21 protein-coding genes are annotated in these 26250 nt (G+C 72.2%); 12 read left to right on the plus strand and 9 right to left on the minus strand.

The window, feature by feature from the left end; translation table 11 throughout:
• Positions 1 to 1098, minus strand: coding sequence for an FAD-dependent oxidoreductase (locus ACWDN5_RS18585; RefSeq protein ID WP_449677177.1), 1098 nt, complete (start codon positions 1096 to 1098; stop codon positions 1 to 3).
• An 83-nt stretch (positions 1099 to 1181) separates the two neighbouring features.
• Between ACWDN5_RS18585 and ACWDN5_RS18590 the strand changes: the two genes are divergently transcribed.
• Positions 1182 to 1841, plus strand: coding sequence for a TetR/AcrR family transcriptional regulator (locus tag ACWDN5_RS18590; RefSeq protein WP_449677178.1), 660 nt, complete (start codon positions 1182 to 1184; stop codon positions 1839 to 1841).
• Between the two features lie 3 nt (positions 1842 to 1844).
• Here the strand turns inward: ACWDN5_RS18590 and ACWDN5_RS18595 are convergent, their stop codons facing one another.
• Positions 1845 to 2528: a TetR/AcrR family transcriptional regulator gene (locus ACWDN5_RS18595; RefSeq protein ID WP_449677179.1), complete on the minus strand. Its 684-nt coding sequence runs from the start codon at positions 2526 to 2528 to the stop codon at positions 1845 to 1847.
• A gap of 68 nt (positions 2529 to 2596) precedes the next feature.
• On the opposite strand from ACWDN5_RS18595, the gene ACWDN5_RS18600 reads away from it, so the two are divergent.
• From ACWDN5_RS18600 to ACWDN5_RS18610, 3 genes are all read left to right on the plus strand, one after another.
• Positions 2597 to 3709, plus strand: coding sequence for an FAD-dependent oxidoreductase (locus ACWDN5_RS18600; RefSeq protein WP_449677180.1), 1113 nt, complete (start codon positions 2597 to 2599; stop codon positions 3707 to 3709).
• 769 nt (positions 3710 to 4478) lie between these two features.
• On the plus strand, positions 4479 to 5972 hold the full coding sequence (gene miaB, locus ACWDN5_RS18605; RefSeq protein ID WP_449677181.1) for a tRNA (N6-isopentenyl adenosine(37)-C2)-methylthiotransferase MiaB: 1494 nt from the start codon (positions 4479 to 4481) through the stop codon (positions 5970 to 5972).
• Positions 5969 to 6442, plus strand: a complete 474-nt coding sequence (locus ACWDN5_RS18610) for an Rv2732c family membrane protein (RefSeq protein WP_310976403.1) — start codon at positions 5969 to 5971, stop codon at positions 6440 to 6442. Before miaB ends, ACWDN5_RS18610 begins: the two co-directional genes overlap by 4 nt.
• A 19-nt stretch (positions 6443 to 6461) precedes the next feature.
• On the opposite strand, the gene ACWDN5_RS18615 is transcribed toward ACWDN5_RS18610, so the two are convergent.
• Both ACWDN5_RS18615 and ACWDN5_RS18620 read right to left on the minus strand, forming a co-directional pair.
• Positions 6462 to 6893 carry a hypothetical protein gene (locus tag ACWDN5_RS18615; RefSeq protein ID WP_310976402.1) on the minus strand — a complete coding sequence of 144 codons (432 nt, stop codon included), beginning with the start codon at positions 6891 to 6893 and terminating at the stop codon, positions 6462 to 6464.
• 155 nt (positions 6894 to 7048) lie between these two features.
• Entirely contained in the window at positions 7049 to 8362 is a 1314-nt protein-coding gene (locus ACWDN5_RS18620; RefSeq protein ID WP_310976401.1) for a DUF349 domain-containing protein, read from the minus strand.
• Positions 8363 to 8579: 217 nt separating this feature from the next.
• Here ACWDN5_RS18620 and miaA point away from each other — a divergent pair, with 217 nt between their 5' ends.
• Both miaA and dapF read left to right on the plus strand, forming a co-directional pair.
• Positions 8580 to 9491, plus strand: a complete 912-nt coding sequence (gene miaA, locus ACWDN5_RS18625; RefSeq protein WP_449677182.1) for a tRNA (adenosine(37)-N6)-dimethylallyltransferase MiaA — start codon at positions 8580 to 8582, stop codon at positions 9489 to 9491.
• Between the two features lie 9 nt (positions 9492 to 9500).
• Positions 9501 to 10328, plus strand: a complete 828-nt coding sequence (dapF, locus tag ACWDN5_RS18630; protein WP_310976399.1) for a diaminopimelate epimerase — start codon at positions 9501 to 9503, stop codon at positions 10326 to 10328.
• 4 nt (positions 10329 to 10332) lie between these two features.
• Here dapF and ACWDN5_RS18635 read toward each other — a convergent pair whose 3' ends face one another.
• The 3 genes from ACWDN5_RS18635 to ACWDN5_RS18645 are packed head-to-tail and all read right to left on the minus strand — an operon-like array spanning position 10333 to position 14989.
• Complete coding sequence (locus ACWDN5_RS18635; protein ID WP_449677184.1) at positions 10333 to 11220, minus strand: aminoglycoside phosphotransferase family protein; 888 nt, start codon at positions 11218 to 11220, stop codon at positions 10333 to 10335.
• Positions 11213 to 13726 (minus strand): valine--tRNA ligase, encoded by a 2514-nt coding sequence (gene valS / locus ACWDN5_RS18640; RefSeq protein ID WP_449677185.1) that lies wholly within the window; start codon positions 13724 to 13726, stop codon positions 11213 to 11215. The genes ACWDN5_RS18635 and valS overlap by 8 nt, the downstream gene beginning before the upstream one ends.
• Positions 13727 to 13735: 9 nt before the next feature.
• Positions 13736 to 14989, minus strand: coding sequence for an MFS transporter (locus ACWDN5_RS18645; protein WP_449677186.1), 1254 nt, complete (start codon positions 14987 to 14989; stop codon positions 13736 to 13738).
• Between the two features lie 64 nt (positions 14990 to 15053).
• On the opposite strand from ACWDN5_RS18645, the gene ACWDN5_RS18650 reads away from it, so the two are divergent.
• From ACWDN5_RS18650 to ACWDN5_RS18660, 3 genes are read left to right on the plus strand one after another with little or no spacing between them, the layout of a single operon-like run.
• The gene (locus ACWDN5_RS18650) at positions 15054 to 15557 is read left to right on the plus strand and encodes an ArsR/SmtB family transcription factor (RefSeq protein WP_310976395.1); all 504 of its coding nucleotides are present in this window, start codon (positions 15054 to 15056) and stop codon (positions 15555 to 15557) included.
• Between the two features lie 42 nt (positions 15558 to 15599).
• The gene (hflX, locus tag ACWDN5_RS18655) at positions 15600 to 17042 is read left to right on the plus strand and encodes a GTPase HflX (RefSeq protein ID WP_310976394.1); all 1443 of its coding nucleotides are present in this window, start codon (positions 15600 to 15602) and stop codon (positions 17040 to 17042) included.
• A 52-nt stretch (positions 17043 to 17094) separates the two neighbouring features.
• On the plus strand, positions 17095 to 18102 hold the full coding sequence (locus ACWDN5_RS18660) for an esterase-like activity of phytase family protein (protein WP_310976393.1): 1008 nt from the start codon (positions 17095 to 17097) through the stop codon (positions 18100 to 18102).
• Positions 18103 to 18431: 329 nt separating this feature from the next.
• Here the strand turns inward: ACWDN5_RS18660 and lexA are convergent, their stop codons facing one another.
• Positions 18432 to 19091 (minus strand): transcriptional repressor LexA, encoded by a 660-nt coding sequence (gene lexA, locus ACWDN5_RS18665; RefSeq protein ID WP_167384977.1) that lies wholly within the window; start codon positions 19089 to 19091, stop codon positions 18432 to 18434.
• A gap of 361 nt (positions 19092 to 19452) precedes the next feature.
• On the opposite strand from lexA, the gene ACWDN5_RS18670 reads away from it, so the two are divergent.
• From ACWDN5_RS18670 to ACWDN5_RS18680, 3 genes are all read left to right on the plus strand, one after another.
• On the plus strand, positions 19453 to 19926 hold the full coding sequence (locus tag ACWDN5_RS18670; RefSeq protein ID WP_310976392.1) for a LysM peptidoglycan-binding domain-containing protein: 474 nt from the start codon (positions 19453 to 19455) through the stop codon (positions 19924 to 19926).
• A gap of 278 nt (positions 19927 to 20204) precedes the next feature.
• Complete coding sequence (gene nrdR / locus ACWDN5_RS18675; RefSeq protein WP_033261941.1) at positions 20205 to 20699, plus strand: transcriptional regulator NrdR; 495 nt, start codon at positions 20205 to 20207, stop codon at positions 20697 to 20699.
• 30 nt (positions 20700 to 20729) lie between these two features.
• Complete coding sequence (locus ACWDN5_RS18680) at positions 20730 to 24617, plus strand: vitamin B12-dependent ribonucleotide reductase (RefSeq protein ID WP_449677187.1); 3888 nt, start codon at positions 20730 to 20732, stop codon at positions 24615 to 24617.
• Positions 24618 to 24666: 49 nt separating this feature from the next.
• Here ACWDN5_RS18680 and ACWDN5_RS18685 read toward each other — a convergent pair whose 3' ends face one another.
• Positions 24667 to 26205 carry an FAD-dependent monooxygenase gene (locus tag ACWDN5_RS18685; RefSeq protein WP_449677188.1) on the minus strand — a complete coding sequence of 513 codons (1539 nt, stop codon included), beginning with the start codon at positions 26203 to 26205 and terminating at the stop codon, positions 24667 to 24669.
• Positions 26206 to 26250 lie beyond the last annotated feature (45 nt).

Below are 26250 nucleotides of genomic sequence, written 5' to 3' on the forward strand. Positions count from 1 at the left end.
CTACCCGGCCAGCATGGCGACCATGCCGTGCGGGGCGTCGTCGCCGAACATGATCGCGTAGACGTCCTCGTCCGCCGCTTCCGCGGCCGCGCGCGCGAACATGGCCTGCTCGTATTCGGCCAGCGCCGTCTCGACGTCGCCGTGGGTGGCGAGGGCCCGGCCGAGTTCGGCGCCGTCCAGCATGGCCAGGTTCGCGCCTTCGCCGTTCGGGGGCATCAGGTGGGCCGCGTCGCCGAGCAGCGTCACGCCCGGCACGCGGTCCCAGCGGTGCCCGGCCGGCAGGGTGTGGAGGCGGCGCAGCACCGGCGGGACATCGCTTTCGGTGATCAGGGCGGTCAGCTCGGGAGCCCAGCCGGCGAACTCCTCGGCCGTGTTTGCCGTCACGGCCTCGGCGTCGGCCCCAGCGAGCCAGTCCCGCGGCTTGAACAGCTGCGCGTAGGTGTGCAGTGTGCCGCCGCCTTCGCGGTGCGCGACGATCCCCTTGCCCGGCGCGAGCGCATAGAGCGCGCCGGCCCCGACGACCTTCGCCGCGGCGGGATGCCGGACGTCGCCGTCGAAGAGGAAGGTCTCGACGACCGACACGCCGACGTACTCCGGGACCGCATCGGAAAGCAGCGGACGGACTTTCGACCACGCGCCGTCCGCCCCGACCAGCAGGCCCGTGGTGAAAGCGCTTCCGTCGGCCAGGCGGACTTCGTGGCGGCCGTCGCCGAGGGCCCGCGCGCCGGCGACCTTGTGTCCCCAGTGGACGGTGCCGGGTGGCAGCGCATCGAGCAGCAGCTGCCGCAGTTCGCCGCGCTGGACTTCGGGCCGTTCGCCGGTGCCGTCGTCGGGCTGGTCGAGCAGCACGGTGCCGTGGCGGTCGACGACGCGGGAGGACTCGCGGCCCGGCAGGACGAGCTCCCGGAAGCCGTCGGCCAGCCCGGCGGCCTCCAGTGCGGGCTGGCCGTTCCAGGGGTGGATGTCGAGCATCCCGCCCTGGCGGCGGGCGGCCGGTGAGGCTTCGGCCTCGTAGACCTCGGCCGGGATGCCGTGCCGGTGCAGGACGCGGGCCAGGACGAGCCCGCCGAGGCCGGCGCCGATGATCGTGACAGTCATGGTCACCTCCGATTGGATTGACGTTCCAATCACTACGCTAGCACGAGTTTGGATCGGCGTTCCAATCATGCGATGATCGGCCCATGGCGAAACGGCGCGCGGACGGGCTGTCCAGGGAAGTGATCGTGCAGGCGGCGGCCGCGATCCTGGACGACGGCGGCGAGGCCGCGCTGACCTTCCGCGCGCTCACCGCCCGCCTCTCGACCGGCTACGGCGCGATCTACCACCACGTCGCCAACAAGAGCGACCTCCTGGCCGCGGCGACCGACGCCGTCATCGCGCGCGTGATGGGCGACGCCGTGGTCGAGGGCGAGCCGCGGGAAGCGCTGCGCACGGTTTCGCTGGGCCTGTTCGACGCGATCGACGCCCACCCGTGGGTCGGCGCCCAGCTGTCCCGCGAGCCGTGGCGGCCCGCGCTCCTGGAGGTCTACGAGCGCATCGGCGGGCTGCTCGTCGCGCTCGAAGTGCCCGAGCGGGCGTTGTTCGACGCCGCGGGCGCGCTCGTCAACTACGTGCTCGGCGTCGCCGGGCAGAACGCGGCCAACGCCCGGCTCCTCGCCGCCGGCCAGGGGGACCGCTCGGCGTTCCTCGCCACCGTGTCGGCGAAATGGGCCTCACTCGACCCGGGCGAGTACCCCTTCGTGCACCGGGCCGCGACCCAGCTGCGCGAGCACGACGACCGCGAGCAGTTCCTCGCGGGTGTCGACCTCTTCCTGGCCGGGATCGCGACCCTGCGCGGGTAGGGCCTACCGGCGGCCGATGCCCGCTTCGATGCCGTCGAGCAGGAAGTCCAGGCCGATCCGGAAGGTCTGGTCGGCATCGAGGTGGGCGGCGTCGCGGACGACCGTCTCCAGCGCGGGGAAGCGGCCGGTGGCGAACATCCGCACCAGGTAGGGGCCGTGGGTGCGCTGCCACTGCCGCTGGTCCAGCCCGCTGGCGCGCTCGGCCCGCCGCTCGGCGATCTCCCGGCGGACCGCGCCGATCACGTAGGCGTCGACGGCGGCGGCCATCGGCATGACGACGTCGACGTCGACCCCGCCCAGCGCGGCCAGCACGGCTTCACCCCGGGCCAGCGCGTTCGGCCCGAGCTGGGGCCGGCCGCCGATCAGGTCGGCGAACCACTCGTGCCGGTGCGCGGCCTGCCGGGTGGCCTCGGCCACCGACGTCAGCACCTCCCGCCAGCCGTCCCCGGCCGGCCGGATCTCGCCGTGGACGGCGTCGACCATCAGGTCGAGCAGCTCGTCCTTGGTGTCGATGTAGCCGTAGAGCCGCATCGGCCCGACGTCCAGCGCGCCGGCGATCTTGCGCAGCGACACGGCTTCGAGGCCGGCTTCGTCGGCCAGCTCGACCGCGGTCCGGACGATCAGGTCCCGGCTCAGCGGAGCCGGCGCCGGCCGGTTCGCCGGCTCCGGCCGTTCCCACACCAACATGGGGGTGACAGTACAGCGCCCGCCGCGATACAGTGTATCGAAGAGTACGGCGTATCAGCGGGGGAGCCATGACCATCGCGATCGTGGGAGCCGGCATGGGCGGCCTGGCGCTCGCCCGCGTGTTGCACGTGCACGGCATCGAGGCCGTCGTGTACGAACGCGACGCGGCGCGCGACGCCCGCCACCAGGGCGGCATGCTCGACATCCATTCCGGCCAGCCGGCGCTGCGCGAGGCCGGCCTGCTCGAGAAGTTCCTGTCCGTGGCCCGCAGCGAGGGCCAGGACATGCGCCTCCTGGAACCGGACGGCACGCTGCTGCTGCAGGAGGACACCCCGGACGACGCGCCACCGGCGCGGCCGGAGATCGACCGCACGGATCTGCGCAACCTCCTGCTCGACTCGCTCCCGCCGGGAGCGGTCCGCTGGGGTCGCGCGTTCGACCACGCCGAAGAGGGTGTCGTGCACTTCGCGGACGGCACCAGCGCGGGCTACGACCTGCTGGTGGGCGCGGACGGAGCGAACTCCCGGGTCCGGGCGTTGCTGACCGACGCCCGCCCGGTGCACCTCGGCCAGAACGCGGTCGAGCTGGCCATCCCGGACATCGACCGCACCCACCCGGACCTGGCGGCGATGGTCGGCCGAGGCAACTACTGGGTCTTCGGCGAGGGAAAGTCGTTGTCGGCCCAACGCAACGGCGACGGCTGCGTCCGCATCGGCGTCAGCTTCTACAACACGGGCGAAGCCTGGTTCGCGGAGAGCGGCATCCGCTTCGACGACCCACCGGCGGTCCGGGCGCGCTTGGTCGAGCTCCTGGCCGGCTGGGACCCCCGCATCACGGCCTTGATCACCGCGGCCTCCGACGACACGGTGGCCCCCCGCCCCCTCGCCACCCTCCCGGTCGGCTTGACGTGGCCATCGAACCCAACCGTGACCCTCGTCGGCGACGCGGCCCACCTGATGCCCCCGGTGGGCGAAGGGGCGAACATGGCCCTCCTGGACGGCGCGGTCCTGGGGCTGGCGCTGGCGGAGCACCGGGACGATTTCGCCACGGCGGTGGCGAAGTACGAGCGGGAGATGTTCGCCCGCACCGCCGCGGCAGCCCGCATGTCGGCGGACATGCAGGAGCTGCTGATGTCCCCGGACGCGAGCCAGAGGTTGCTCGAGTTCTTCCAGCCGGGGTGAGGGGGCGCCCATACCCGCCGAGCCGACCCCGCCCGGGGTTCGGGTTCAGCCGAGCCCAACGCGCACACTTGCCGAACGCAGCCCGGCCCCGCCCAACCGCAGTCCGTGCCGCCCGGCCCAACCGAGCCAACCCGACCTGGCCCGCCCGGTCGAGCCCAACCCGGCCTGGCCCGCCCAGCCGAGCCCAACCCGGCCTGGCCCGCCCGGTCGAGCCCAACCCGGCCTGGCCCGCCCGGTCGAGCCCAACCGGACCCCGCCTGGCCCACCCGCCCGTCCGCCAAACCGAGCCCGGTCCCGCCCAGCTCGAGTCCGCGCTGCCCGGCCCAGCCGAGCTCAAACCGACCCGGCCCGCCCAGCCGAGCCCCACCCCGACCCAACCCGGCCGGGCCTGCCCACACGAGCCGGTCCGGTTCAGCCGAGCCCAACCCAACCCGGCCTGGCCCGGCCGGTCGAGCCCAACCGGACCCGGCCCGGCCCACCCCCGCCCGTCCGCCAAACGCAGCCCGGTCCCGCCCGACCCGAGTCCGCGCCGCCCGGCCCAGCCCAGCCCGCCCAGCCGAGCCGGCCCGCCAGCCGAGCCCGACCCGCCCAACCCAAACCGAGCCCGGGCCGCCAGCCGAGCCCAACCCGGCCCGCCCGCCCCAGTTGGGCCTCGCCGCGAACGGCACGCCGCCGCCCGGTACCTCCGCACACCAGACCCGACCACCCCGTCCACGCGACCCAGGGCACCGCGGAACCGCAGGCGGCGGCCGGTCTACCCTGGAGGCCGATGACCGAGAACCAGGCACCCAGGGCGTACCAGATCCGCACCTTCGGCTGCCAGATGAACGTGCACGACTCCGAGCGCCTCGCCGGGCAGCTCGAGGATGCGGGCTACGTGCCGGCCACCGCCGGGGCCAAGCCTGACCTGATCGTGTTCAACACCTGTGCCGTCCGGGAAAACGCGGACAACAAGCTGTACGGCACCCTCGGGCACCTGCGCCCGGACAAGGTCGCCAACCCCGATCTGCAGATCGCCGTCGGCGGGTGTCTCGCCCAGAAGGACCGCGGGGAGATCGTCAAGCGGGCGCCGTGGGTCGACGTCGTGTTCGGGACGCACAACATCGGGTCGCTGCCCACGCTGCTCGAACGCGCCCGGCACAACGCCGAGGCCGAGGTCGAGATCCTCGAATCGCTCGAGACCTTCCCCTCGACGCTGCCCGCGCGGCGCGAGTCGTCCTACGCGAGCTGGGTGTCCGTTTCGGTCGGCTGCAACAACACCTGCACCTTCTGCATCGTCCCGGCCCTGCGCGGCAAGGAACGCGACCGGCGGCCCGGCGAAATCCTCGCCGAGGTCGAGGCGCTCGTCGCCGAGGGCGTGCTCGAGGTCACCCTGCTCGGCCAGAACGTCAACTCCTACGGCGTCGAATTCGGGGACAGGCTGGCGTTCGGCAAGCTGCTGCGCGCGTGCGGGACCGTCGACGGCCTCGAGCGCGTCCGGTTCACCTCGCCGCACCCGGCGGCGTTCACCTCCGACGTCATCGACGCCATGGCCGCGACCCCGAACGTCTGCCACCAGCTGCACATGCCGCTGCAGTCCGGCTCCGACCGGGTGCTGCGCGAAATGAAGCGCTCCTACCGTTCGGCGCGCTTCCTGAACATCCTCGACGAGGTCCGCGCGGCCATGCCGGACGCCGCGATCACCACCGACATCATCGTCGGCTTCCCCGGCGAGACCGAGGAGGACTTCCAGGCGACCCTGGACGTCGTGGCGCAGGCCCGCTTCTCCAGCGCGTTCACCTTCCAGTACTCGAAGCGCCCCGGCACGCCGGCCGCGACGATGGAGGGCCAGTTGCCCAAGGAGGTCGTGCAGGAGCGCTACGACCGCCTGGTCGAGCTGCAGAACGCGATCTCCTGGGAAGAGAACAAGAAGATCGTCGGCCGCGCGGTCGAGCTGCTGGTCGCCGCGGGGGAGGGCCGCAAGGACGCCGAGACGCAGCGGATGAGCGGCCGCGCCCGCGACGGGCGCCTGGTGCACTTCACGCCGACCGGCGCCCACGTCGACCGCGCGGTCCGCCCGGGTGACGTCGTCGAGACGGTCGTCACCTACGGCGCCCCGCACCACCTGGTGGCCGACGGCGACCTGCTGTCCCACCGGCGGACGCGGGCGGGCGACAACGCGGAGGCCGGCCTGCGGCCGAAGACGAGCGGCGTCACGCTGGGCCTGCCGGGCTTCGGTGCCCCGGCCGCCCGGCCCGAACCGGTGAGTGGGTGTGCGCTGTGACCGAGTCGCGAGGCAACGGCGAGCTGGCCGAGCTGGCGGCCGAGATCGACGAAGCGGGCGCGCGGGCGTCCCGTACGGTGGAGCTGGGCCGCCGCGGGTTCACCATCGCGGTGTTCACCTTCGCGCTCCTGATCTGCCAGATCCTCCCGTGGGTCGGCGACCACGCGGGCTGGCAGGTGCTGGCCGGCGAGGGCGGCGGCATCCCGCAGCTGTTCGCGGCGACGTCGACGGTGGTCGGCATCCTGGCCTCGGCACTGGCCCTGGTGACGCGCCGCTGGTGGCTGTCCTGGGTCTGCGCGGCGGGCGGCTGGTTCGCCTCGGTGGACGGGCTGCTGGCCATCTGGTCCCAGCAGTCGTCCCACGCGCCGGGCTCCGCGGGTGGCGGCCCGGGGATCGGCATGGTGATCGCCTGGATCGCGATGATCTGCCTGGCGGTCTCCTGGATGCGCACGGCGTTTTCGCGCACCTGAGCACCGGTGGGGACCAGGCTCAGCCGACGCGCAGGGTGAGCGTGCCGGCCGAGTAGGCGGCGGCGTAGAGCGTGGTCTCGGGGTGGTAGAGCCGCAGCGAGACGGTGGCGCTCAGGCTGAAGCTGAGGCTGAGCGAGAACCCGCCGTTGGGCCGGCAGGTGGTGTCGGCGATGTTCACCCAGGCCCCGGCCTGCAGCTGCTGCACGACGACGGTCTCGACGCTCCCTTCGGAGCGGGCGGCGTCGAGCACCTTCAGGTTGCCCTTGAGGTCGACCTTCTCGCCGACCTTGACGTGGTCCTTGCCCAGCTTGCCCTCGACCTTCACCTTGCCCTTGCCGGCTTCGGTCGCCGAAGCGAGGGGCGCGGCCCCGGCCGGGGCCGCGAGCGCCGGCCCGGCGAGGGCGAGGGTGACGGCCAGAGCGGTGAGGATCCTGCGCGGTGTCCTGATCATGAGCAGAGTGGAGCACCGGGAGCGGAGCGCGGCGCGCGGTGACCCCCGGTCGGGGAACCGACCGGACCTCTTCGGGTGCTTCCGCTTGCCGACAGCGCCGGGAACGCCACGAAGGCCGCATCCGAGGGACGCCCCGGATGCGGCCTTCGGCGACTTCAGCGGTCGGCGACCGCCGCCTCCGCGGCCTGCAGCCACTCACGCCACTGCGCGGCCTGCTCGTCGGCCTTCTTGGCCCGGCGCTCGTCCCCGGCCGCGCGCGCCTTCGCCGCCTGCGACTCGAACTGCTCGACCCGCTCGCGGAACTGGGCCGCGCGGGCCTGGGCCTCCGGGTCCGTCCGGCGCCACCGCGAGTCCTCCGCCGCCTTGACCGCGTCCTGGACCGCCTTCAGCCGGCCGTCCAGCTCGCGGATGCGCTCGCGGGGGACCTTGCCGATCTCGTCCCACTGCTCCTGGATCCGCCGCAGCGCGCTCTTCGCCGCCTCCAGGTTGGCCGCCGCGTCGATCTTCTCGGCCTCGACCAGCAGCTCTTCCTTGCGGGCGGCGTTCGCGCCGAACTCCGCGTCGCGCTCGGAGAACACCGCGGACCGGCGGGCGAAGAACTTGTCCTGCGCCGCGCGGAACCGCTGCCACAGCGCCTCGTCGCTGTCCTTCGGCGCCCGGCCCGCCGCCTTCCACTCGGTCATCAGGTCCTTGTAGCGGCCCGCCGTCTCGCCCCAGTCCTCGGACTCGCTGATGGCCTCGGCCTCGGCGATGAGCTCTTCCTTGCGCTGCTTGGCGGACGCGCGCTGCTTGTCCAGCTCGGCGAAGTGCGAGCCGCGGCGGCGGTTGAACGCCTCGCGGGCCTTCGAGAACCGCTTCCACAGCTCGTCGTCGGTCTTGCGGTCGACGCCCTTGACCGTCTTCCACTCGTCCAGGATCGCGCGCAGCCGGTCGCCCGCCGCCTTCCACTGGGTGGAGTCGGCCGCGATCTTCTCGGCCTCCTCGGCCAGCGCCTGCTTGCGTGCGACCGCGGCCGCCCGCGCCTCCTCGCGCTCCGCCTTCGCGCTGGCCAGCGCCTTCTCGGCGTGCCCGATGACGTACTCCAGCCGCGCGGCGAGCGCGGCCAGGTCGCCGACCAGGGCCGCCTCGGCCAGGCCGTCGCGGATCTGGGTGGCGCTCGACAGCGCGTGCTTCGGGTCGCCGGCCCCGGAGATCAGCCGGGTCTCCAGCAGCTCGACCTCGGTGCGCACGTCGTCGAACCGGCGTGCGTAGTGCACCAAGCCCTCGTCGGGGCTGCCGGCCTGCCAGACGCCGACGGCGCGCTCGCCCTCGGGGGTGACGACGTAGACGGTGCCCTCGTCGTCGATCCGGCCCCAGGTCGACGGGGTGGGTTCGGCGGGCGGCACGGGCGGGGCGGCGTGCCCGGCGTGCAGCGCGTGCGGCACCGGGTGCGGGGCCGGGGTACCGGTGGAAGTGTTCTCCTGGGCCATCGCAGGCTCCTTATCGCCTGTACGCCCGCGGGTGCGGGCGCCCCGCCGCGAAGCGGGGCCGGGTAATGCGGTCGTCACGGGCCGTGCTCGGATGCTACGGCCCCACGCGGCATTCAAGCAGCTCAGCGCGCACCGTGGTACTGGATGGGCCACCTGAAGCTCGTGATCCTACTTCCGGTGGACGCTCTCGATCGGCCCGCAGGTATCGTCAGCCGCCGTGAACAGCCCCGTCGTCCCGCTCGCGGTGGTCGGGCCGACGGCCACCGGAAAGACCGCGCTGGCCGTGGACCTGGCCCGCGAGCTCGGCGGCGAAGTCGTCAACGCCGACGCGATGCAGCTCTACCGGGGCATGGACATCGGCACCGCCAAAGCCACCGAGGCCGAGCGCCGCGGCGTCCCCCACCACCTGCTCGACGTCCTGGACGTGACCGAGACGGCGTCCGTCGCGGCCTACCAGCGGCACGCGCGGGCCGAGATCGAGCGGCTGCTGGCGGCCGGGAAGGTCCCGGTGCTGGCCGGCGGGTCCGGTCTCTACGTCCAGGCCGTGCTCGACGACCTCCGGTTCCCCGGCACCGACCCGGCCGTCCGGGCCCGGCTCGACGCGGAGGCCGAAGAACTCGGCACCCCCGCGTTGTACACCCGGCTGGGTGAGCGCGACCCGGTCGCCGCCGCCAAGATCCTGCCGACCAACACCCGCCGGATCGTGCGCGCCCTCGAGGTCATCGAGATCACCGGCGAGCCGTTCTCGGCGAACCTGCCGGCGCCGGGGCCCGCCCGCTACGGCACGGTCGTGCTCGGCGTCGACCGCCTGCCCGAGGAGCTCGACGAGCGGGTGAACGAGCGGGTGGTGCGGATGTTCGAGGCCGGGCTGGTCGACGAGGTCCGTGAGCTCGAAAAGCGGGGCCTGCGCGAGGGGAAAACGGCGTCGCGGGCGCTCGGCTACCAGCAGGTGCTCGCCGCACTGGACGGCGACGGCGACTTCGAGGCGGCCGCCGCGGCCACGGCGCAGGCCACCCGGCGCTTCGTCCGCAAGCAACGCTCCTGGTTCCGGCGCGACCAGCGGATCCACTGGTTCGACGGCGCCGATCCGGGGCTGGCCGCGCGCGTCCTGGATACCCTGGGCCGGTAACCTGGCCCCATGGGCGGAATCGAGTTCCTCAAGGGGCACGGCACGCAGAACGACTTCGTGCTGCTCCCCGATCCGGCGGGCCGCCTCGAGCTGACCGAAGCGAGGGTCGCCGCGCTCTGCGACCGCCGGCGCGGCCTCGGGGCGGACGGCGTGCTGCGCGTCGTGCGCGCCGCGGCGATCGGCGAGCCGTCCGCGGGCGAGTGGTTCATGGACTACCGCAACGCCGACGGCTCGATCGCGGAGATGTGCGGCAACGGCGTGCGCGTGTTCGCCCGCCACCTGGTCGACGCCGGCCTGGCGGCCGAAGGCGAGTTCGTCGTCGGCACCCGCGCGGGTGATCGCCCGGTCGTGGTGCACCCGGACCGCTCGGTGACCGTCCAGATGGGCCCGGCGACGATCACCGGCACGTCGGTCACGGTGGTGGCCGGCCGCCCGTTCTCCGGCGTCGCGGTCGACGTCGGCAACCCGCACCTGGTCTCGCTGCTCGACGACGACGTGGCCGCCCTCGACCTGCGCGACCAGCCGGATTTCGACCACGACGTGTTCCCGAACGGCGTGAACCTCGAATTCATCAACCACCTCGGCGAGGGCGCGCTGCGGATGCGCGTGCACGAGCGCGGCGTGGGGGAGACGCGCGCGTGCGGCACCGGCACGGTCGCCGCGGTGGCGGCCGCCTTCCACCTGGCGGGCACCGACACCGGAGCCTCCACAGTGGACGTCCCGGGCGGCCGCGTCGAGGTCACGGTGTCCCGCGGCGCATCGACGCTGTCGGGCCCGGCGGAGATCGTGGCCCGCGGCGAAATCGACGAAGCCTGGTGGGCCGCCGCCGGTTCGTGACGCCCTAGCCGGCCAGGATCTCGCCGAGGACGCGACGTCCTTCCGCGGCCTCCTCGCCGTCCCGGGTGCAGGCGACGAGCGTCTTCCACAGCGCCCAGCCGCGGCCGCGGGTCCAGGTGGCGTCGTCGACCGACAGGAGTTCGCGGAACACCCGCCTGCCGTCGGCCGTCAGCAGTGTCCAGGCGATCGCCAGGTCGCACGCCGGGTCGCCGACCCCGCAGGTCCCAAAGTCGATGACGGCCGCCAGTCCGCCGTCGCGCAGCAGGAGGTTGCCCGGGGCCAGGTCGCCGTGGAACCAGCGGTCCACGCCGTCCCAGGGCGCCGCCAGCGCCGCCTCCCAGAGCTCCCCGGCGGGGCCGGTGCCGTGCAGCTTCGCCAGCGCGCGCCGGGCCTGCCCGTCGTAGGTGCGCAGGGTGGCGCCCCGGAACCAGTTGTGCTTCCCCGGCTGCGGGCCGTCCGTCGCGTCGACGCCCTGAAGCGCCGCCACGAACCCGGCCAGGTCCCGCGCGAAGCGGACGGGGTCGGCCACCCCGTCCGCCGTCGCGGGTTCGCCGTCGAGCCACCGGTACACCGACCAGGCGAACGGGTAGCCCTCCCCGGGACGCCCCGCCGCCAGCGGGACCGGGACCGGCAGCGGCAGCCGCGGCGCGAGCGCCGGCAGCCACCGCTGCTCCTTCTCGACGGCCAGCGCGTACTCGGCGGCGCTGGGCAGCCGCACCACCATCGTGTCGCCGAGGTGGAAGGTGAAGTTGTCCCACCCGCTCGTCCGCACCGGCCGGACCGGGAGCCCGGCCCACCGCGGGAACTGGCCGTCGATCAGCCGCCGCACCTGATCGGTGCCGACGCTGACCCGCCGCGGCAGCGGGCCGAGGTCCCGGGGCGCGTCAGACACTGGCTTCGACCGCGAATTCGCCCTCTCGCGTGGTGATGTCCGCGACGGCGCCGGCGACCCGGATGTCCGACTGGACGTCCGCGAACCGCGCCAGCAGCTCGGCCGGGCCGGTCACGGTCAGCGTCTCGACGGCCGCCCGCATCGACACCTTCGCGTCCGTCTTCGCCCGGCGCACCGCGGCGATCACCTGGCTCGCCAGCGCGAGCAGCTGCGGATCGCCGTCCGACGACGTCACGACCGGCCAGGCGGCCCGGTGCACCGAACCCTCCTGCCACCACGACCAGACCTCCTCGGTCGCGAACGGCAGGAACGGCGCGAACAGCCGCAGCACCGCCGACAACGCCGTCACCAGCGCGACCTGCGCGGACTCCGCTCCCGCAGGACCGCTGTCGCCGTACGCGCGGCCCTTCACCAGCTCGACGTAGTCGTCGCAGAACGTCCAGAAGAACGTCTCGGTCACCTGCAGCGCCCGCGCGTAGTCCAGCGCCTCCAAAGCCGCGGTCGCCTGCTCGACGACGACGGCCAGCGACGCCAGCAGCGCCCGGTCCAGCGGCTCGGTGACCACTGCGGACGCCGAAGGCACGCCGAGGCCGAGGACGAACCGGCTCGCGTTGAGCAGCTTCGTCGCCAGCCGCCGCCCGACCTTCATCTGGCCTTCGTCCACGGCGGTGTCGACGCCGGGCCGCGCACTCGCCGCCCAGTAGCGGACCGCGTCCGAGCCGAAGCGCTCCAGCAGGTCCACCGGCGTCGTCACGTTGCCCTTGGACTTCGACATCTTCTTGCGGTCCGGGTCGAGCACCCAGCCCGCGATCGAGGCCGCCCGCCACGGCAGCACGCCGTGCTCCAGCTCCGCGCGCACCGCCGTCGAGAACAGCCAGGTGCGGATGATCTCGTGCGCCTGCGGCCGCAGGTCCATCGGGAACACCCGCGCGAACAGGTCGTCGTCGAGGCTCCACCGGCCGACGATCTGCGGCGTCAGCGACGATGTAGCCCAGGTGTCCATCACGTCGGGGTCGGCGGCGAACCCGCCCGGGACACCGCGCTGCTCCTCGGTGAACCCCGGTGGCACGTCGCTGCTCGGGTCCACCGGCAGCGTGTCCGGCAGCAGGCGCGCGTCGTAGTCGGGCTCGCCGTGGTCGTCGAGCCGGTACCACAGCGGGATCGGCACGCCGAAGAACCGCTGCCGGCTGATCAGCCAGTCCCCGGCGAGGTTCTCCACCCACGACGAGTACCGGACGCGCATGTGCTTCGGCACCCAGTTCAGCTCTTCGCCGCGGGCGAGCATCTTCTCCCGGAAGGCCGCGTCGTTCCCGCCGTTGCGCAGGTACCACTGCCGGCTGGCAACGATCTCCAGCGGCTTGTCACCCTTCTCGTAGAACTTCACCGAGTGCGTGATCGGCCGCGGTTCCCCGTGCAGGGCCCCGGCTTCGCGCAGCAGGCGGACCAGGATCTCACGTCCCGTGTGGACGGTCTTGCCCACCAGCGGCGCGTACGCCTCCGCGGGCACCCCGGACGGCGCGTCCGGCAGGAACCGGCCGTCGCGGCCGAGCACCACCCGCGTCGCCAGCCGCAGCTCCCGCCACCAGGTGACGTCGGTGGTGTCGCCGAAGGTGCACACCATCGCGATCCCGCGGCCCTTCTCCGGATCCGCGAGGTGGTGCGCCACGACGGGCACCTCGACGCCGAACACCGGCGTCCGCACGGCTCTCCCGAACAGCGGCTTGAAGCGTTCGTCGTCCGGGTGGGCCACCAGCGCGACACAGGCGGGCAGCAGCTCGGGCCGGGTCGTCGCGATCACGACGTCTTCGCCGTCCGGGCCGGTGAACGCGAGGTCGTGGAACGCACCCCGGCGTTCGCGGTCCTCCAGTTCGGCCTGGGCGACGGCGGTGCGGAAGCTGACGTCCCACAGCGTCGGCGCTTCGGCCTGGTAGGCCTCGCCGCGGTCGAGGTTGCGCAGGAACGCGCGCTGCGAGATCAGCCGCGAGTCGTGCCCGATCGTCTGGTAGGTCATCGTCCAGTCGACCGACAGCCCGAGCTGCCGCCACAGCTGCTCGAAGACCTGCTCGTCGGTCTCGGTCAGCGACTCGCACAGCTCGACGAAGTTGCGCCGCGAAATCGAGACCACGTCCTTGCCCGGCTTCTCCGGGGCGCGGAAGCCCGGGTCGTAGGGCAGCGACGGGTCACAGCGCACGCCGAAGTGGTTCTGCACCCGGCGTTCGGTCGGCAGGCCGTTGTCGTCCCACCCCATCGGGTAGAACACCTCGAGCCCGCGCATCCGCTGGAACCGCGCGAGGATGTCGGTTTGGGTGAAGGAGAAGACGTGCCCGATGTGCAGCGACCCGCTGACCGTCGGCGGGGGAGTGTCGATCGAGTAGATCTCGTCCCGGGTCTTGGTGCGGTCGAAGCGGTAGGCGCCGGTGGACTCCCATACGGGTACCCACTTGGCCTCCAGACCGTCGACACCGACCTTGTCCGGGACTCGCGGGCGTTCGTATGGGGTACTCATGAAGCAACTCTAGGGTGCGGCGGAACCGGTTTTCGCCTCGGTCGGCAGGTCGCGCATGTGCCGCAGGGGTGAGCACACCACCCACAGCACCGACGCAGCCTCGCCGGCCACGGCCACCCACAGCGCGCCGCGCAACCCGAGTCCTTCGCCGAGCGCGCCGCCCAGCAGCCCGCCGAGCGGGATCGTGCCCCAGACGATGAACCGCACGCTCGCGTTCATCCGGCCGAGCAGCCGGTCGGGGCAGATCACCTGCCGGTAGGAGACCGAGGCCACGTTGTAGACGATGATCCCGAACCAGCCGAGCGCCGACCCGAACCCGGCGAGGACGAGCCGCCAGCCCGGCGCGGCCAGCGGGAGCAGCAGGTGGCCGGGGAGGGTGCACAGGGGAACCAGCCAGATCGACCGCGCCTGGCCGATCCGCCGGGTGAGCGCGCTCGAGCAGACCGCGCCGAGGATCCCGCCGGCGCCCCCGACCGCCAGCAGCGCGCCGACCGCGGCCGGGGCCAGCCCGACGGTCCGGGTCAGGAACAGCACGTACACCGCGGTGAACGCGCCGCCGAAGAAGTTCGCCGTCGCCGTCGTGCCCACCGTCGCCCGCAGCGGCTTGTCGGAGAACACGAACCGCAGCCCTTCGGCGATCTGCGGCAGCAGCCGGGCCCGGCCGTCGCGCTCCGGCGCCGGTTCGACCGCGCGGATGCGCAGCAGGAACAGGGCCGACGTCAGGTAGCCGAGGCTGGTGACCAGCACGGTGTTCGCCGCGTTGAGGACCTGGACCAGCACGCCGGCCGCGCCCGGTCCGGCGATCTGCGCGGTCGACTGGACGGCCTGCAGCTTCGCGTTGCCCTCCAGCAGGTGCTCCCGCCCCACGAGCGACGGCAGGTAGGACTGGTAGGCGACGTCGAAGAACACCGTCGCGATGCCCACGAACAGCATCACCACCACGAGCTGGACGAGCGTCAGCACTCCGGCCCACCACGCGAGCGGCACGGTGAGCAGCAGCGCGAAGCGGGTGAAGTCGGCGGTGAGCATCACCCGGCGGCGGCTCAGCCGGTCCACCCACACGCCGGCGGGCAGCCCGATCAGCAGGAAAGCGAGCGTTTCGGCCGCGGTCAGCAGCCCCATCTCGAACGGCGTCGCGGCCAGCGTCACGGCCGCGAGCAGCGGAATCGCGGTGTACCCGACGGCGGTGCCGAACTGGCTGGCCGTGTCGCCGGCCCAGAGCCGCCGGAAGTCCGCGTGGCGGAAGAGTGACCCCCTGTGCATGGCTCCCGAGTCTGGCGGGACTGATTGGAAAGTGTCAATCACTGTTCGCTCTAAGCTGTGCGCCGTGCCACCCGAGAAACGACGTCCCGCGACCGAAGCCGAGGCCGCCGCGCTGGCCTCCGGAATACGGCTGCGCATCATCCGGTTGACCTTCTCGGAGGCGCTGACGAACAAGGAGCTGGCGAGGCGGCTGGGCCGGGACCCCGCGACCACGCTGCACCACGTGCGCAGACTCGTCGAGACCGGCTTCCTCGCCGCGCAGCCGCCGCGCCGCGGGGCCCGGGGCGCCCGGGAAATTCCGTATCTTTCGACGGGGCTTTCGTGGACACTCGACTCATGCGGTGACAAGGGCGTGGAACAGGCGGTTCTCGAGGCTTATCTGGCCGAGATCGCCGAAACCGGATTCGAGGGCGTGCACCAGTCGCGCCTGGTCGTCCAGGTGGCCCCCGAGGAGCGGGCAGAGCTGGAAACGCGGCTCAACGCCCTGCTCGAGGAGTTCCGCGCGCGCCCGCGCCGCCCCGGCGCCGAGCGCACCGCGGTCTACCTCGCCACCTATCCCAGCACGTAAAAGTTCGGTTCCCGCGGCGAATCGTGGGAACATGGAGGCACGATGACAGAACTGACACACACCGAAGACCACGACGACGACCTGTACGACCCGTCGACCGGCGAGATGGAGCTCGAAGACCGCGCGTCGCTGCGCCGGGTCGCGGGGCTGTCCACGGAGCTGGACGACGTCACCGAGGTCGAATACCGGCAACTGCGGCTCGAACGCGTCGTGCTGGTCGGCGTGTGGACCGAGGGCACGGCCCTGCAGTCCGAGGCGTCGCTGGCCGAGCTGGCGCGCCTGGCCGAGACGGCGGGCTCGGAGGTCCTCGAAGGCCTCATCCAGCGGCGGACCAAGCCGGACCCGGCCACCTACATCGGCTCGGGCAAGGTGCGGGAGCTGCGGGACATCGTCGGCTCCACCGGCGCCGACACGGTGATCTGCGACGGCGAGCTCTCGCCGGGCCAGCTGCGGCAGCTCGAGGAGAAGGTCAAGGTCAAGGTGATCGACCGGACCGCCCTGATCCTCGACATCTTCGCCCAGCACGCCCGGTCCAAGGAGGGCAAGGCGCAGGTCGAGCTGGCCCAGCTGCAGTACCTGATCCCGCGGCTGCGCGGGTGGGGTGCGTCGCTGTCCCGGCAGGCCGGTGGCCGCGCCGGTGGCGCGAACGGCGGTGTCGGCCTGCGCGGTCCCGGTGAGACCAAGCTCGAGACCGACCGGCGGCGGATCAACAAGCGCGTGGCGAAGCTGCGCCGGGAGATCGCGGCCATGGACACCATCCGCGAGACCAAGCGCGGGCGGCGGCTGGCCAACGAGGTGCCCAGCGTGGCGATCGTCGGCTACACCAACGCCGGCAAGTCGAGCCTGCTCAACGCGCTGACCGGGGCCGGGGTGCTGGTGGAGGACGCGCTGTTCGCCACCCTCGACCCGACCACCCGGCGCGCGCAGACGCCGGACGGCCGCGGCTACACGCTGACCGACACCGTCGGCTTCGTGCGGCACCTGCCGCACCAGCTGGTGGACGCGTTCCGCTCGACGCTGGAGGAGGCCGCGGACGCGGACCTGCTCGTGCACGTGGTGGACGGGTCCGACCCGGCGCCCGAGGAGCAGGTCAGCGCGGTGCGCGAGGTGCTCGGCGAGATCACGCGCAAGCGCAAGGAGCCGCTCCCGCCGGAGCTGCTGGTGATCAACAAGACCGACGCGTCCGACGAGGTCAGCCTGGCCCGCCTGCGGCACGCGCTGGCCGGCTCGGTCCAGGTCTCGGCCCGGACCGGGGCGGGCATCCCGGAGCTCGTCGAGGTGATCGCCGACCGCCTGCCGCGGCCGGAGGTCACGGTCGAGGTCCTCGTGCCGTACTCGCGCGGCGAGCTGGTCGCGCGGGCGCACGCGGACGGCGAGGTCCTCGAAGAGGAGCACGCCGAGGAGGGCACGCGCCTGCTGGTGCGGGTCCGCCCGGACCTCGCGGCGGCTTTGCGCGAGTACGAGACCAACTCGACCAGGGCCTGACACGTCTCCGTAGTGTGCGACCGGAGTGGTCGCACACTACGGAGGTGGCTGGGTGCGCTGGGCTGTCGTTCTGGTCTTCACGGTCGTGCTGGGCGGGGCGGCCCCCGCTTGGGCGGCTCCTGCGCCGGAGCCGTTGTGCACGATGAAGGACTCCCGGATCGGCGAGCTGTCCGGCCTGGTCTCCGACGGGTCCAAGCTGTACGCGATCAACGACGGCGGCAGCAAGGTCCAGGTGTTCGTGCTGGGCCGGGACTGCAAGGTGCAGAAGGTCCTCACGGACAAGACCGACCCGTTCGACGTCGAGGACCTGGCCCGCACGCCGGACGGGACGCTGTGGCTGTCCGACACCGGCGACAACAAGAAGGGCCGGCTGACGGTCGCCCTGCTGGAGATGAACCCGCAGGGCAAGGTGACGCTGCACCGGCTCACCTACCCGGACGGCCAGCACGACACCGAAGCGCTGATCATGGACAAGGCGGGAACGCCGTACCTGATCACCAAGGACATCCTCGGCGAGGCCCGGGTCTACCGGCCATCGGGGCCACTGGCGAGCCCGGGCCCGACCACGCTGGAAAAGGTCGGAACGGTGAAGATCGCCACGACGGACACCCAGGGCGGCCCGGTCGGTTCGATCGGCTCGGTCCTGGTGACGGGCGGTGCCTCGATGGCCGACGGCAGCGCGGTGGCCTTGAGGACGTACACGGACGCGTACGTGTACGCGGCCCCGGACGGCGACGTCCTGGCGGCCCTGCAGCGCAACCCGGTGCGGATCCCGTTGCCGGGGGAGAAGCAGGGCGAGGCGATCGCGTTCGACCCGGACGGGACGCTGATTTCGGGAAGCGAAGGCGTGGGCCAGCCGCTGCGCACGGTGAAGGGGGCGGCGGCGTTGGCGGCTTCGGCAGCGCCGGCGTCGGACGGCACACCGGCATCGAGCACGGGCGGTGGGGGTGGCTCGTCGGACGGCGGCGGAGTGCCGATCCTGCCGGCGGCGGGGATCGCGGTGGCGGTGGCGGGCTTGGGGTGGTTCGGGTTCTCCAGGTTGCGTCGCCGCCGAGGCTGAGCGCGCCGACCGCTGGCCCACCCTGGCCGCCACCGAGGCTTGGTGCGCGAAGCACCGCCGCAGCGGACGGCGTGCCTCGGGTGGCCCCTCCGCGCGGTGCGGGGCGCGGCGGCACTGGCCGCGCAGTCCGTCGCACCGGCGGAGGGAACGACCTTGACCGGCACGAGCGCGTCGTCCGGCTCGGCGGAGGACGGGGCCGGGCTCCCCGTCCTGCCTGCCGCCGGGATCACGGTCGCCATGGTCGGTCTCGGCTGGTTCGGCTCCCCACGGCCGAAGATCATCCGATCCGGTGAATCTCCCGGGCCGTGCGAAAGCCCGGAAGCCAATCCCTAGAGGCGGCGGAGCACCGCCACCACCTTGCCGAGCACCGTGGCGTCGTCGCCGGGGATCGGCTCGTACGCCTCGTTGTGCGGCATCAGCCAGATGTGGCCGCCCTTGCGCTTGAACGTCTTGACCGTGGCCTCGCCGTCGATCATCGCCGCGACGATCTCGCCGTTGTCCGCGTCCGGCTGCTGGCGGACCACGACCCAGTCGCCGTCGGTGATGGCCGCGTCGACCATCGAGTCACCGGTGACCTTCAGCAGGAACAGCTCGCCCTCGCCGACGATCTCCCGCGGCAGCGGGAACACGTCCTCGATGGCCTGCTCGGCCAGCACCGGGCCACCGGCGGCGATCCGGCCGACCAGCGGCACGTACGCCGCCTTCGGCATGACCGGCTGCTGGTCCATCTCGATGCCCATGGGGTTGTCGTCGGTCGCCGCGAGCACACCGACCGCGCGCGGGCGGTTCGCGTCCCGGCGCAGGTAGCCCTTGCGCTGCAGCGCGCGCAGCTGGTGCGAGACCGACGACGTCGACGTCAGCCCGACCGCCTCGCCGATCTCGCGGACGCTCGGCGGGTAGCCGAACCGGCTCACCCAGGTGCGGATCACGTCGAGCACCTGCTGCTGGCGGACGGTGAGGGTCTCGTCCACGTCGTACACCTCGGGCATGGCGTGCACCTTGCCCGAGCCGCCGGGGGACCCGCTGGTCCTGCCCGCCTTGTTCTCCTTCGCCACTGCGTCGCCTCCCAGACGTTCGCTGCACGTATCTGCGCGCCGGCCGCCGCCCGCGGGGTTGCGGGCAGGCTCGCCGGCGGCATCTGCCCGGCAGATGCCCTGGTCACCGACGTTAGCCCCCGGGCACGACGATTTCAAACATCTGTTCGATCGACACGCCGTGTCCGCTCGATTTTGTCGGTGGCAGGTGGTAGACCTTCGCACGGGCGTTCGATAGAACGCCTGTTCGACCTTGATCCACGGGCCGCTCCCGGCCCCGGAAACGGGCGGACACCAGGGTTTCGAGGAGGTTCGGATGTCCATTCTGGCCGAACGCGGACACGTTCGCCCGGCGACCCCGGTCCCGGCGCCCCTCCGTCCCGTGCGCATCCTGCGCGGGCGCCGCGGCGAGGTGCACCGCCCGCCGACGCGCGCGCGGGTCGTGGCGGGCCGGCGCCCGGCCGGGGCACCGTGCGCGGCGCCGCGGCGGGTGCCGGTGCGGTGGCCCTGGCTGGCCGCCCTCGCCGTCGCGAGCTGCCTCATGATCACCGGATTGGGTCTTCTGGGGAGCGGGGCGTCCGGCGCCCCGGTGCCGGAGCGGACGGCGACGGTGTCCGTCGGCCAGGGTGACACGCTCGCTTCGCTGGCCGCCCGATTCGCGCCAGACAGTGAGCCTGGCGCGGTTGTCGCCCGGATCAAGGAACTGAATCGCCTGGACCAGGCCGTTCTGGTGCCCGGGCTGCCGCTCACGGTCCCGGTGGCGGACGCCGCCGCCGTCCCCGCACCCTGATCCGCCGGCACCGTCAACCGCACTCACCCGGGCGTGGATCGGGTCCGGCGCGCCGCTTGCGCGCGCCCCTCTCGAGTTCTACCCTTCGCCGCTATATGTAGTAGTTACACCGCTGTAGTTGGTCCACAGGTTGGGGTAGACTGGGCAGCAGTTGTCCACAGCTGGTCGGCCTTTACCCACCGGATGTCCACAAAACGATCACCAGGTGCAGGGGTTGCGTGGTGGCCGCGGGGACGTCGACCGCGGGCGGCCGGCGCGGAGGGGAAGGTGATCGGCGGATGAGGTGCCCGTTCTGCCGGCATGCGGACTCTCGGGTCGTCGACTCCCGAGAGGTGGATGAAGGCCAGGCGATCCGCAGGCGGCGCTCGTGCGCGTCGTGCGGACGGCGGTTCACGACGTCGGAGACGATGGTGCTCGCCGTCGTCAAGCGGTCCGGGGTCACCGAACAGTTCAGCCGGGACAAGGTGGTGAGCGGCGTCCGCCGCGCCTGCCAGGGCAGGCCGGTCGACGACGACGCGCTGCAGCAGCTCGCGCAGCGCGTGGAGGAGTCGATCCGCTCCGCCGGGCTGGCGGAGATCCCGAGTCACGAAGTCGGCCTGGCCATCCTGGGTCCGCTGCGTGAGCTCGACGGGGTCGCCTACCTCCGGTTCGCCAGTGTCTACCGCTCCTTCTCCTCGGTCGAAGACTTCGAGAAGGAGATCGCTGACCTGCGTGAGGCCATGGCGGGTGCTGCTGCCGAGAAGGACAGCGATCAGCGCGAAGACGGCGACTGAGCCGTCCCGCTGCGGGAGAGGGTTCAACCGATGACGGAAACCGTGGGAACGGGGGCCCGCGCGGCCGCCGGCAAGAAGAGCAAGGCCGCCGGCGGGCTGAGCGTGCGGCGCGTCTTCACGACCGAAGGCCAGCACCCGTACGACCAGGTGACCTGGGAGCAGCGGGACGTCGTCATGACGAACTGGCGCGACGGCTCGGTCAACTTCGAGCAGCGCGGCGTGGAGTTCCCCGAGTTCTGGTCGGTCAACGCCACCAACATCGTCACCAGCAAGTACTTCCGCGGCGCCGTCGGCAGCCCGCAGCGCGAGCGCAGCCTCAAGCAGCTCATCGACCGCGTCGTGCACACCTACGTCAAGGCCGCCCGCGACCACGGCTACTTCGCCACGCCGCAGGACCTCGAAATCTTCGAGCACGAACTCACCTGGATGCTGCTGCACCAGGTCTTCAGCTTCAACTCCCCGGTCTGGTTCAACGTCGGCACGCCGTCGAAGCAGCAGGTCAGCGCGTGCCAGCCGTACGACGCCCTCGTGAGTACCCCCGGCGGCGCCGTGCCGATCGGCCGCTTCGTCGAGCTGAACGCCGTGGGTGCCAAGGTGTACGACGCGCACGGCCTTACCAAGGTCGTCGCCACCAAGGCGAACGGGATCAAGGAAGTCCTGCGGGTCACGACGAAGTCGGGCCACGTTCTCGACGTGACAGCGGACCACCTCGTGTGGCGAGCGAGTGCGGGTGGCGGGAAGTTCGTGCCCGCCGGCGACCTGCGGGTCGGCGACCAGCTCGAATGGCACCGCCGGGCCGCTTTCGGTGAAGAGGAGATCAGGGAAACCGACATCGCCGAAGCCGCGCTGGCCGGCTGGCTGCAGTCGGACGGCTTCGTCGGTCAGCACGACGGGACGAACCGCTCGCTCACCATCGAAGCCATGACCGTGAACGACGCCGAGCTGGCTTGGGTGCGTACGGCGCTCGACCGCGTCTTCCCGGACGTGCACCGCCACGAACGTGCCGTCGAAACCCAGGACAAGACCCTCGACTGCCGCCGAACCCGGCTCTACGGCAACGTCCTCGAGAACTTCGTCGAAACCTGGGGCCTGCGTGCTCGCGGAGTCGACATGGAGGTGCCGTCGTTCCTGTACACGGCGCCGCTGCCGGTCGTCGCCGCTTACCTGCGGAGCATTTTCCAAGCCGAGGGCTATGTCTCCGCGCGGGAGCGGTCCACTTTGGTCGCGCTGGACATGATCGGCGAAGACCTGGTCCGCGGTCTCCAGCAGTTGCTGGCCCGGTTCGGCATCTTCGCCCGGGTGGGCCGCAAGAAGGAGAGCCGGCCGGATCGGCACGACCTCTGGGGCATCCGCATCCAGAACGCCGGTGACCGGCGGATCTTCGCGGACGAGATCGGCTTCGTCGATCCGGTGAAGACGGCGAAGCTCGAGGCGTCCTTCGAAAAGCCCGGCCTGCCTGCCCACGAGCGGAAGCGGCTGGAGATCGCCGCGATCGAAAGCCGCGGCGAGCTGCCGGTTTACGACATCCAGACGGAATCCGGCGAGTACCTGTCCGGGAACCTCCGCGTCCACAACTGTTTCATCCTCGCCGTCGACGACACGATGGAGTCGATCCTCAACTGGTACCGCGAGGAGGGCCTGATCTTCAAGGGCGGCTCCGGCGCCGGCCTCAACCTCTCCCGCATCCGCTCCTCGAAGGAGCTGCTGACCTCCGGCGGCACCGCGTCCGGCCCGGTCTCGTTCATGCGCGGCGCCGACGCGTCCGCGGGCACCATCAAGTCCGGCGGCGCCACCCGGCGCGCGGCGAAGATGGTCGTCCTCGACGTCGACCACCCGGACATCGAAGAGTTCATCCAGACCAAGGCGCGCGAAGAGGAGAAGATCAAGGTCCTCCGCGACGCCGGGTTCGACATGGACCTCTCCGGCGCGGACATCTCCTCGGTGCAGTACCAGAACGCGAACAACTCGGTCCGCGTGTCCGACGAGTTCATGCAGGCGGTCGAGAACGGCACCGACTTCGGCCTGCGCGCGCGGCTCACCGGCGAGGTCATCGACCGCACCGACGCGAAGAAGCTGTTCCGCACCATGGCGCAGGCCGCGTGGGAGTGCGCCGATCCCGGCATCCAGTACGACGGCACGATCAACGACTGGCACACCTGCCCCGAGTCGGGCCGGATCACCGCGTCGAACCCGTGCAGCGAGTACATGCACCTCGACAACTCCAGCTGCAACCTGGCGTCGCTGAACCTGCTGAAGTTCGTCACCCCCGAGGGCACGTTCGACGCGCCGCTGTTCGCCCGCGCCGTCGAGTTCGTCATCACCGCAATGGACGTCTCGATCTGCTTCGCGGACTTCCCGACCGAGCCGATCGCCGACACCACGCGCAAGTTCCGCCAGCTCGGCATCGGCTACGCGAACCTCGGCGCGCTGCTGATGGCGCTGGGCCACGCGTACGACTCCGACGGCGGCCGCGCGCTCGCGGCGGCGATCACGTCGCTGATGACGGGTGTGTCGTACCGGCGTTCGGCCGAGATGGCGCAGGTCGTCGGTGCGTACGAGGGTTACGCGCGCAACGCCGAAGCGCACCAGCGCGTGATGCGCAAGCACGCGGCGGCGAACGAGCTCGTCCGCACGTACCACTCGAACGACGCCGCGGTCCGCGCGCTGGCGACGGAGGAGTGGCAGAAGGGCATCGAGATCGGCGCGAAGCACGGCTGGCGCAACGCGCAGGCGTCGGTGCTCGCCCCCACCGGCACCATCGGCTTCATGATGGACTGCGACACCACCGGGATCGAGCCGGACTTCTCGCTGGTGAAGTTCAAGAAGCTCGTCGGCGGCGGTTCGATGCAGATCGTCAACCAGACGGTGCCGCGCGCGCTGGAGGCACTGGGTTACCCGGGCGAGCAGGTCGAGGCGATCGTCGAGTACGTGGCGCAGAACGGCCACGTCGTCGACGCGCCGGGGCTGCGTCCCGAGCACTACGAGGTGTTCGACTGCGCGGTCGGCGAGCGCTCGATCGCGCCGATGGGGCACGTCCGGATGATGGCCGCGGTGCAGCCGTTCCTCTCGGGCGCGATCTCCAAGACGGTCAACATGCCGGAGTCGGCGACGGTCGAAGAGGTCGAGGAGATCTACTTCCAAGGCTGGAAGCTCGGCCTCAAGGCCCTCGCGATCTACCGCGACAACTGCAAGGTCGGCCAGCCGCTGTCGACGGCGAAGAAGACATCGGAGACCGCCGCCGCCGAGCCGGAGAAGGTCGTCGAGTACCGCCCGGTCCGCAAGCGCCTGCCGAAGAAGCGCCCGAGCCAGACGGTGTCGTTCACCGTCGGCGGCGCGGAGGGCTACCTGACGGCGGGCTCGTACCCGGACGACGGCCTCGGCGAGATCTTCGTCAAGCTGGGCAAGCAGGGCTCGACGCTGGCGGGCGTGATGGACGCGTTCTCGATGTCCATCTCGGTCGGCCTCCAGCACGGCATCCCGCTCGAGTTCTACGTCTCGAAGTTCTCCAACCTCCGCTTCGAGCCGGCGGGCATGACGGACGACCCGGACATCCGCATCGCGACGAGCGTGATGGACTACCTGTTCCGCAGGCTGGCCCTGGACTACCTGCCGTACGAGAAGCGCTCCCAGCTGGGCATCCTCTCGGCGGACGAGCGCTCGGCCGAAGTCGAGGCGTCCTACGGCGCCCCGAAGGTCGACCTCGAAGCCCTTCAGTCCACTGTGGACGCATCGCCGGAGCCGCATGTGGCGGAGCCGGAGCACCCGCACCGCGAAGCCCAGACGACGACGGAGCTGATGGAGCTCCGCCTCGGCAAGGCGGCGGACGCCCCGCTCTGCATGACGTGCGGAACGAAGATGCGCCCGGCAGGTTCGTGCTACGCCTGCGAAGGCTGCGGCGCGACCTCGGGTTGTAGCTGACGGATCCGCGGCCGGGCCGGGCATCGCCTGCCCGGCTCGGCCGCGGTGCTCAGCGGGCCAGGATCTGCGCCACGACACCGCCGAGGTCGCCGGCCGGCTCGGTGCTCCGCCAAGCGACGAAGTGGTCCGGCCGCACCAAGACGGCGCCGCCCTCCGCGATCCCGGTGGCGCTGAGCCAGGTTTCGTCCTCGACGACGTGTGCGTCGACGTCGAGCCTCTGCGCCGCCTCGAGCCACCCCCGGCCGGACGGGCCGGCCAGCAGCGTGAGCCGCCGGCCGACCAGGTCCAAAGTAGACACGCCGTCGCCCAGCCAGGTGTGCGGCACGCGGGAGCCGGGTGTCCCGTCCAGGATGACGTCCTCCGTGGACGGCAGCGCGGTCCGCGCACCGAGCACCGCCGCCGAGGCGTAGCGGAAGCCGAGGTGGACGATCGGGGCGTTGACCACGCCCGCCGCGGCGCGAGCGGCGGCCGCCGCCGGCCCCTGTTCCCAGTGCAACCGGGGATCTTCGAGCCGCAGCAACGCCTGTTCGAGCGCGAGTGCCGCCACCGGACGGCGTTCGGCTTCGTAGGTGTCCAGCAGCGCCGGGCCGGCCGAGCCGTCGAGGACCGCGGCCAGCTTCCACGCCAGGTTGTGCGCGTCGGCGATGCCGGTGTTCGCGCCGAACGCGCCGAGCGGCGGCACCGCGTGCGCCGCGTCCCCGGCCAGGAACACGCGGCCGGCGCGGAACCGGTCGGCCAGCAGGCCCCGCACCCGCCACGGCAGCGCGCTCAGCACCTCCACCGCAAGGTCCGGGTCGCCGACGGCGGCGCGGATCAGCGCGCGGCAGCGGTCCGGGGGGAACGCCTCCGCCGGCTCGTCGCCGAGTCCGGTGTGGAAGATCCAGTCCTTTTCGCCGTCGACGGTCACCAGCATCCCGGGTGACTCGGGCGTGGTGATCGTGCAGTTCGCGAAGTGGTGGCCTTTCGTGTACGGCGTGAGGTCGGCGCGGAAGAGGATGTTGAGCAGGGGCTTTCCGAGTGCGCCCGGCCCGGTCGTGCCGATGCCGAGTGTGGCGCGCACCTCGCTGCGGCTGCCGTCGGCCGCGACCAGGTAGCTCGCGCGCACGGTTTGCCGGCCGTCCGGCCCGTCGAGCACCGCGGTGACGCCGGAGTCGTCCTGCTGTGCCGAGACGAGCGTGGTCGAGTACGCGACCGTGGCTCCGCGCTCCCGCGCCGCGCTCAGCAGCACCGCGTCGAGCCGGTCCTGCGGACAGGTGCCGCGCAGCACGCCCGGGCTGAGCTCGCTCGCCGTGAGGTTCGGGGTGTTCGGCACGGCGGGCGGGGTGTCCGGCAGGTCCGCCGTCGCCAGGGTCGGCGCGGAGATCTTGCCGAGCGTGGCGGACGCCCGGACGGCGACGGCCTCGACGTCGCCGTGGATGCCGGCCTGGCGGAAGAACTCCATGGTGCGGAAGCCGAGACCGGTGGCGCGCGGGTGCGGGGACGGGCCGGCCGCGCGTTCCACGACGAGGGCCGGGACGCCGTGGCCGGCGAGGAAGAGGGCGGTGGACAGGCCGACGGTGCCCCCGCCGGCGATGAGAACCGGAATCATGCTGGAACCCCCAGTTGTGGCTACGGTGTACTCGCTACGGATACA

The organism is Amycolatopsis sp. NPDC003731 (genome assembly GCF_053586895.1).

What these genes read in the sequence shown, in the direction of transcription:
- dapF (WP_310976399.1), top strand. Translation starts at nt 9,501, where the DNA reads ATGGGCGGAATCGAGTTCCTCAAGGGGCACGGCACGCAGAACGACTTC.
- ACWDN5_RS18595 (WP_449677179.1), bottom strand. Translation starts at nt 2,528, where the DNA reads ATGTTGGTGTGGGAACGGCCGGAGCCGGCGAACCGGCCGGCGCCGGCT.
- ACWDN5_RS18600 (WP_449677180.1), top strand. Translation starts at nt 2,597, where the DNA reads ATGACCATCGCGATCGTGGGAGCCGGCATGGGCGGCCTGGCGCTCGCC.
- miaB (WP_449677181.1), top strand. Translation starts at nt 4,479, where the DNA reads ATGACCGAGAACCAGGCACCCAGGGCGTACCAGATCCGCACCTTCGGC.
- nrdR (WP_033261941.1), top strand. Translation starts at nt 20,205, where the DNA reads ATGAGGTGCCCGTTCTGCCGGCATGCGGACTCTCGGGTCGTCGACTCC.
- ACWDN5_RS18680 (WP_449677187.1), top strand. Translation starts at nt 20,730, where the DNA reads ATGACGGAAACCGTGGGAACGGGGGCCCGCGCGGCCGCCGGCAAGAAG.
- ACWDN5_RS18620 (WP_310976401.1), bottom strand. Translation starts at nt 8,362, where the DNA reads ATGGCCCAGGAGAACACTTCCACCGGTACCCCGGCCCCGCACCCGGTG.
- hflX (WP_310976394.1), top strand. Translation starts at nt 15,600, where the DNA reads ATGACAGAACTGACACACACCGAAGACCACGACGACGACCTGTACGAC.
- ACWDN5_RS18615 (WP_310976402.1), bottom strand. Translation starts at nt 6,893, where the DNA reads ATGATCAGGACACCGCGCAGGATCCTCACCGCTCTGGCCGTCACCCTC.
- ACWDN5_RS18685 (WP_449677188.1), bottom strand. Translation starts at nt 26,205, where the DNA reads ATGATTCCGGTTCTCATCGCCGGCGGGGGCACCGTCGGCCTGTCCACC.
- ACWDN5_RS18585 (WP_449677177.1), bottom strand. Translation starts at nt 1,098, where the DNA reads ATGACTGTCACGATCATCGGCGCCGGCCTCGGCGGGCTCGTCCTGGCC.
- ACWDN5_RS18645 (WP_449677186.1), bottom strand. Translation starts at nt 14,989, where the DNA reads ATGCACAGGGGGTCACTCTTCCGCCACGCGGACTTCCGGCGGCTCTGG.
- valS (WP_449677185.1), bottom strand. Translation starts at nt 13,726, where the DNA reads ATGAGTACCCCATACGAACGCCCGCGAGTCCCGGACAAGGTCGGTGTC.
- lexA (WP_167384977.1), bottom strand. Translation starts at nt 19,091, where the DNA reads ATGCCCGAGGTGTACGACGTGGACGAGACCCTCACCGTCCGCCAGCAG.
- ACWDN5_RS18590 (WP_449677178.1), top strand. Translation starts at nt 1,182, where the DNA reads ATGGCGAAACGGCGCGCGGACGGGCTGTCCAGGGAAGTGATCGTGCAG.
- ACWDN5_RS18670 (WP_310976392.1), top strand. Translation starts at nt 19,453, where the DNA reads ATGTCCATTCTGGCCGAACGCGGACACGTTCGCCCGGCGACCCCGGTC.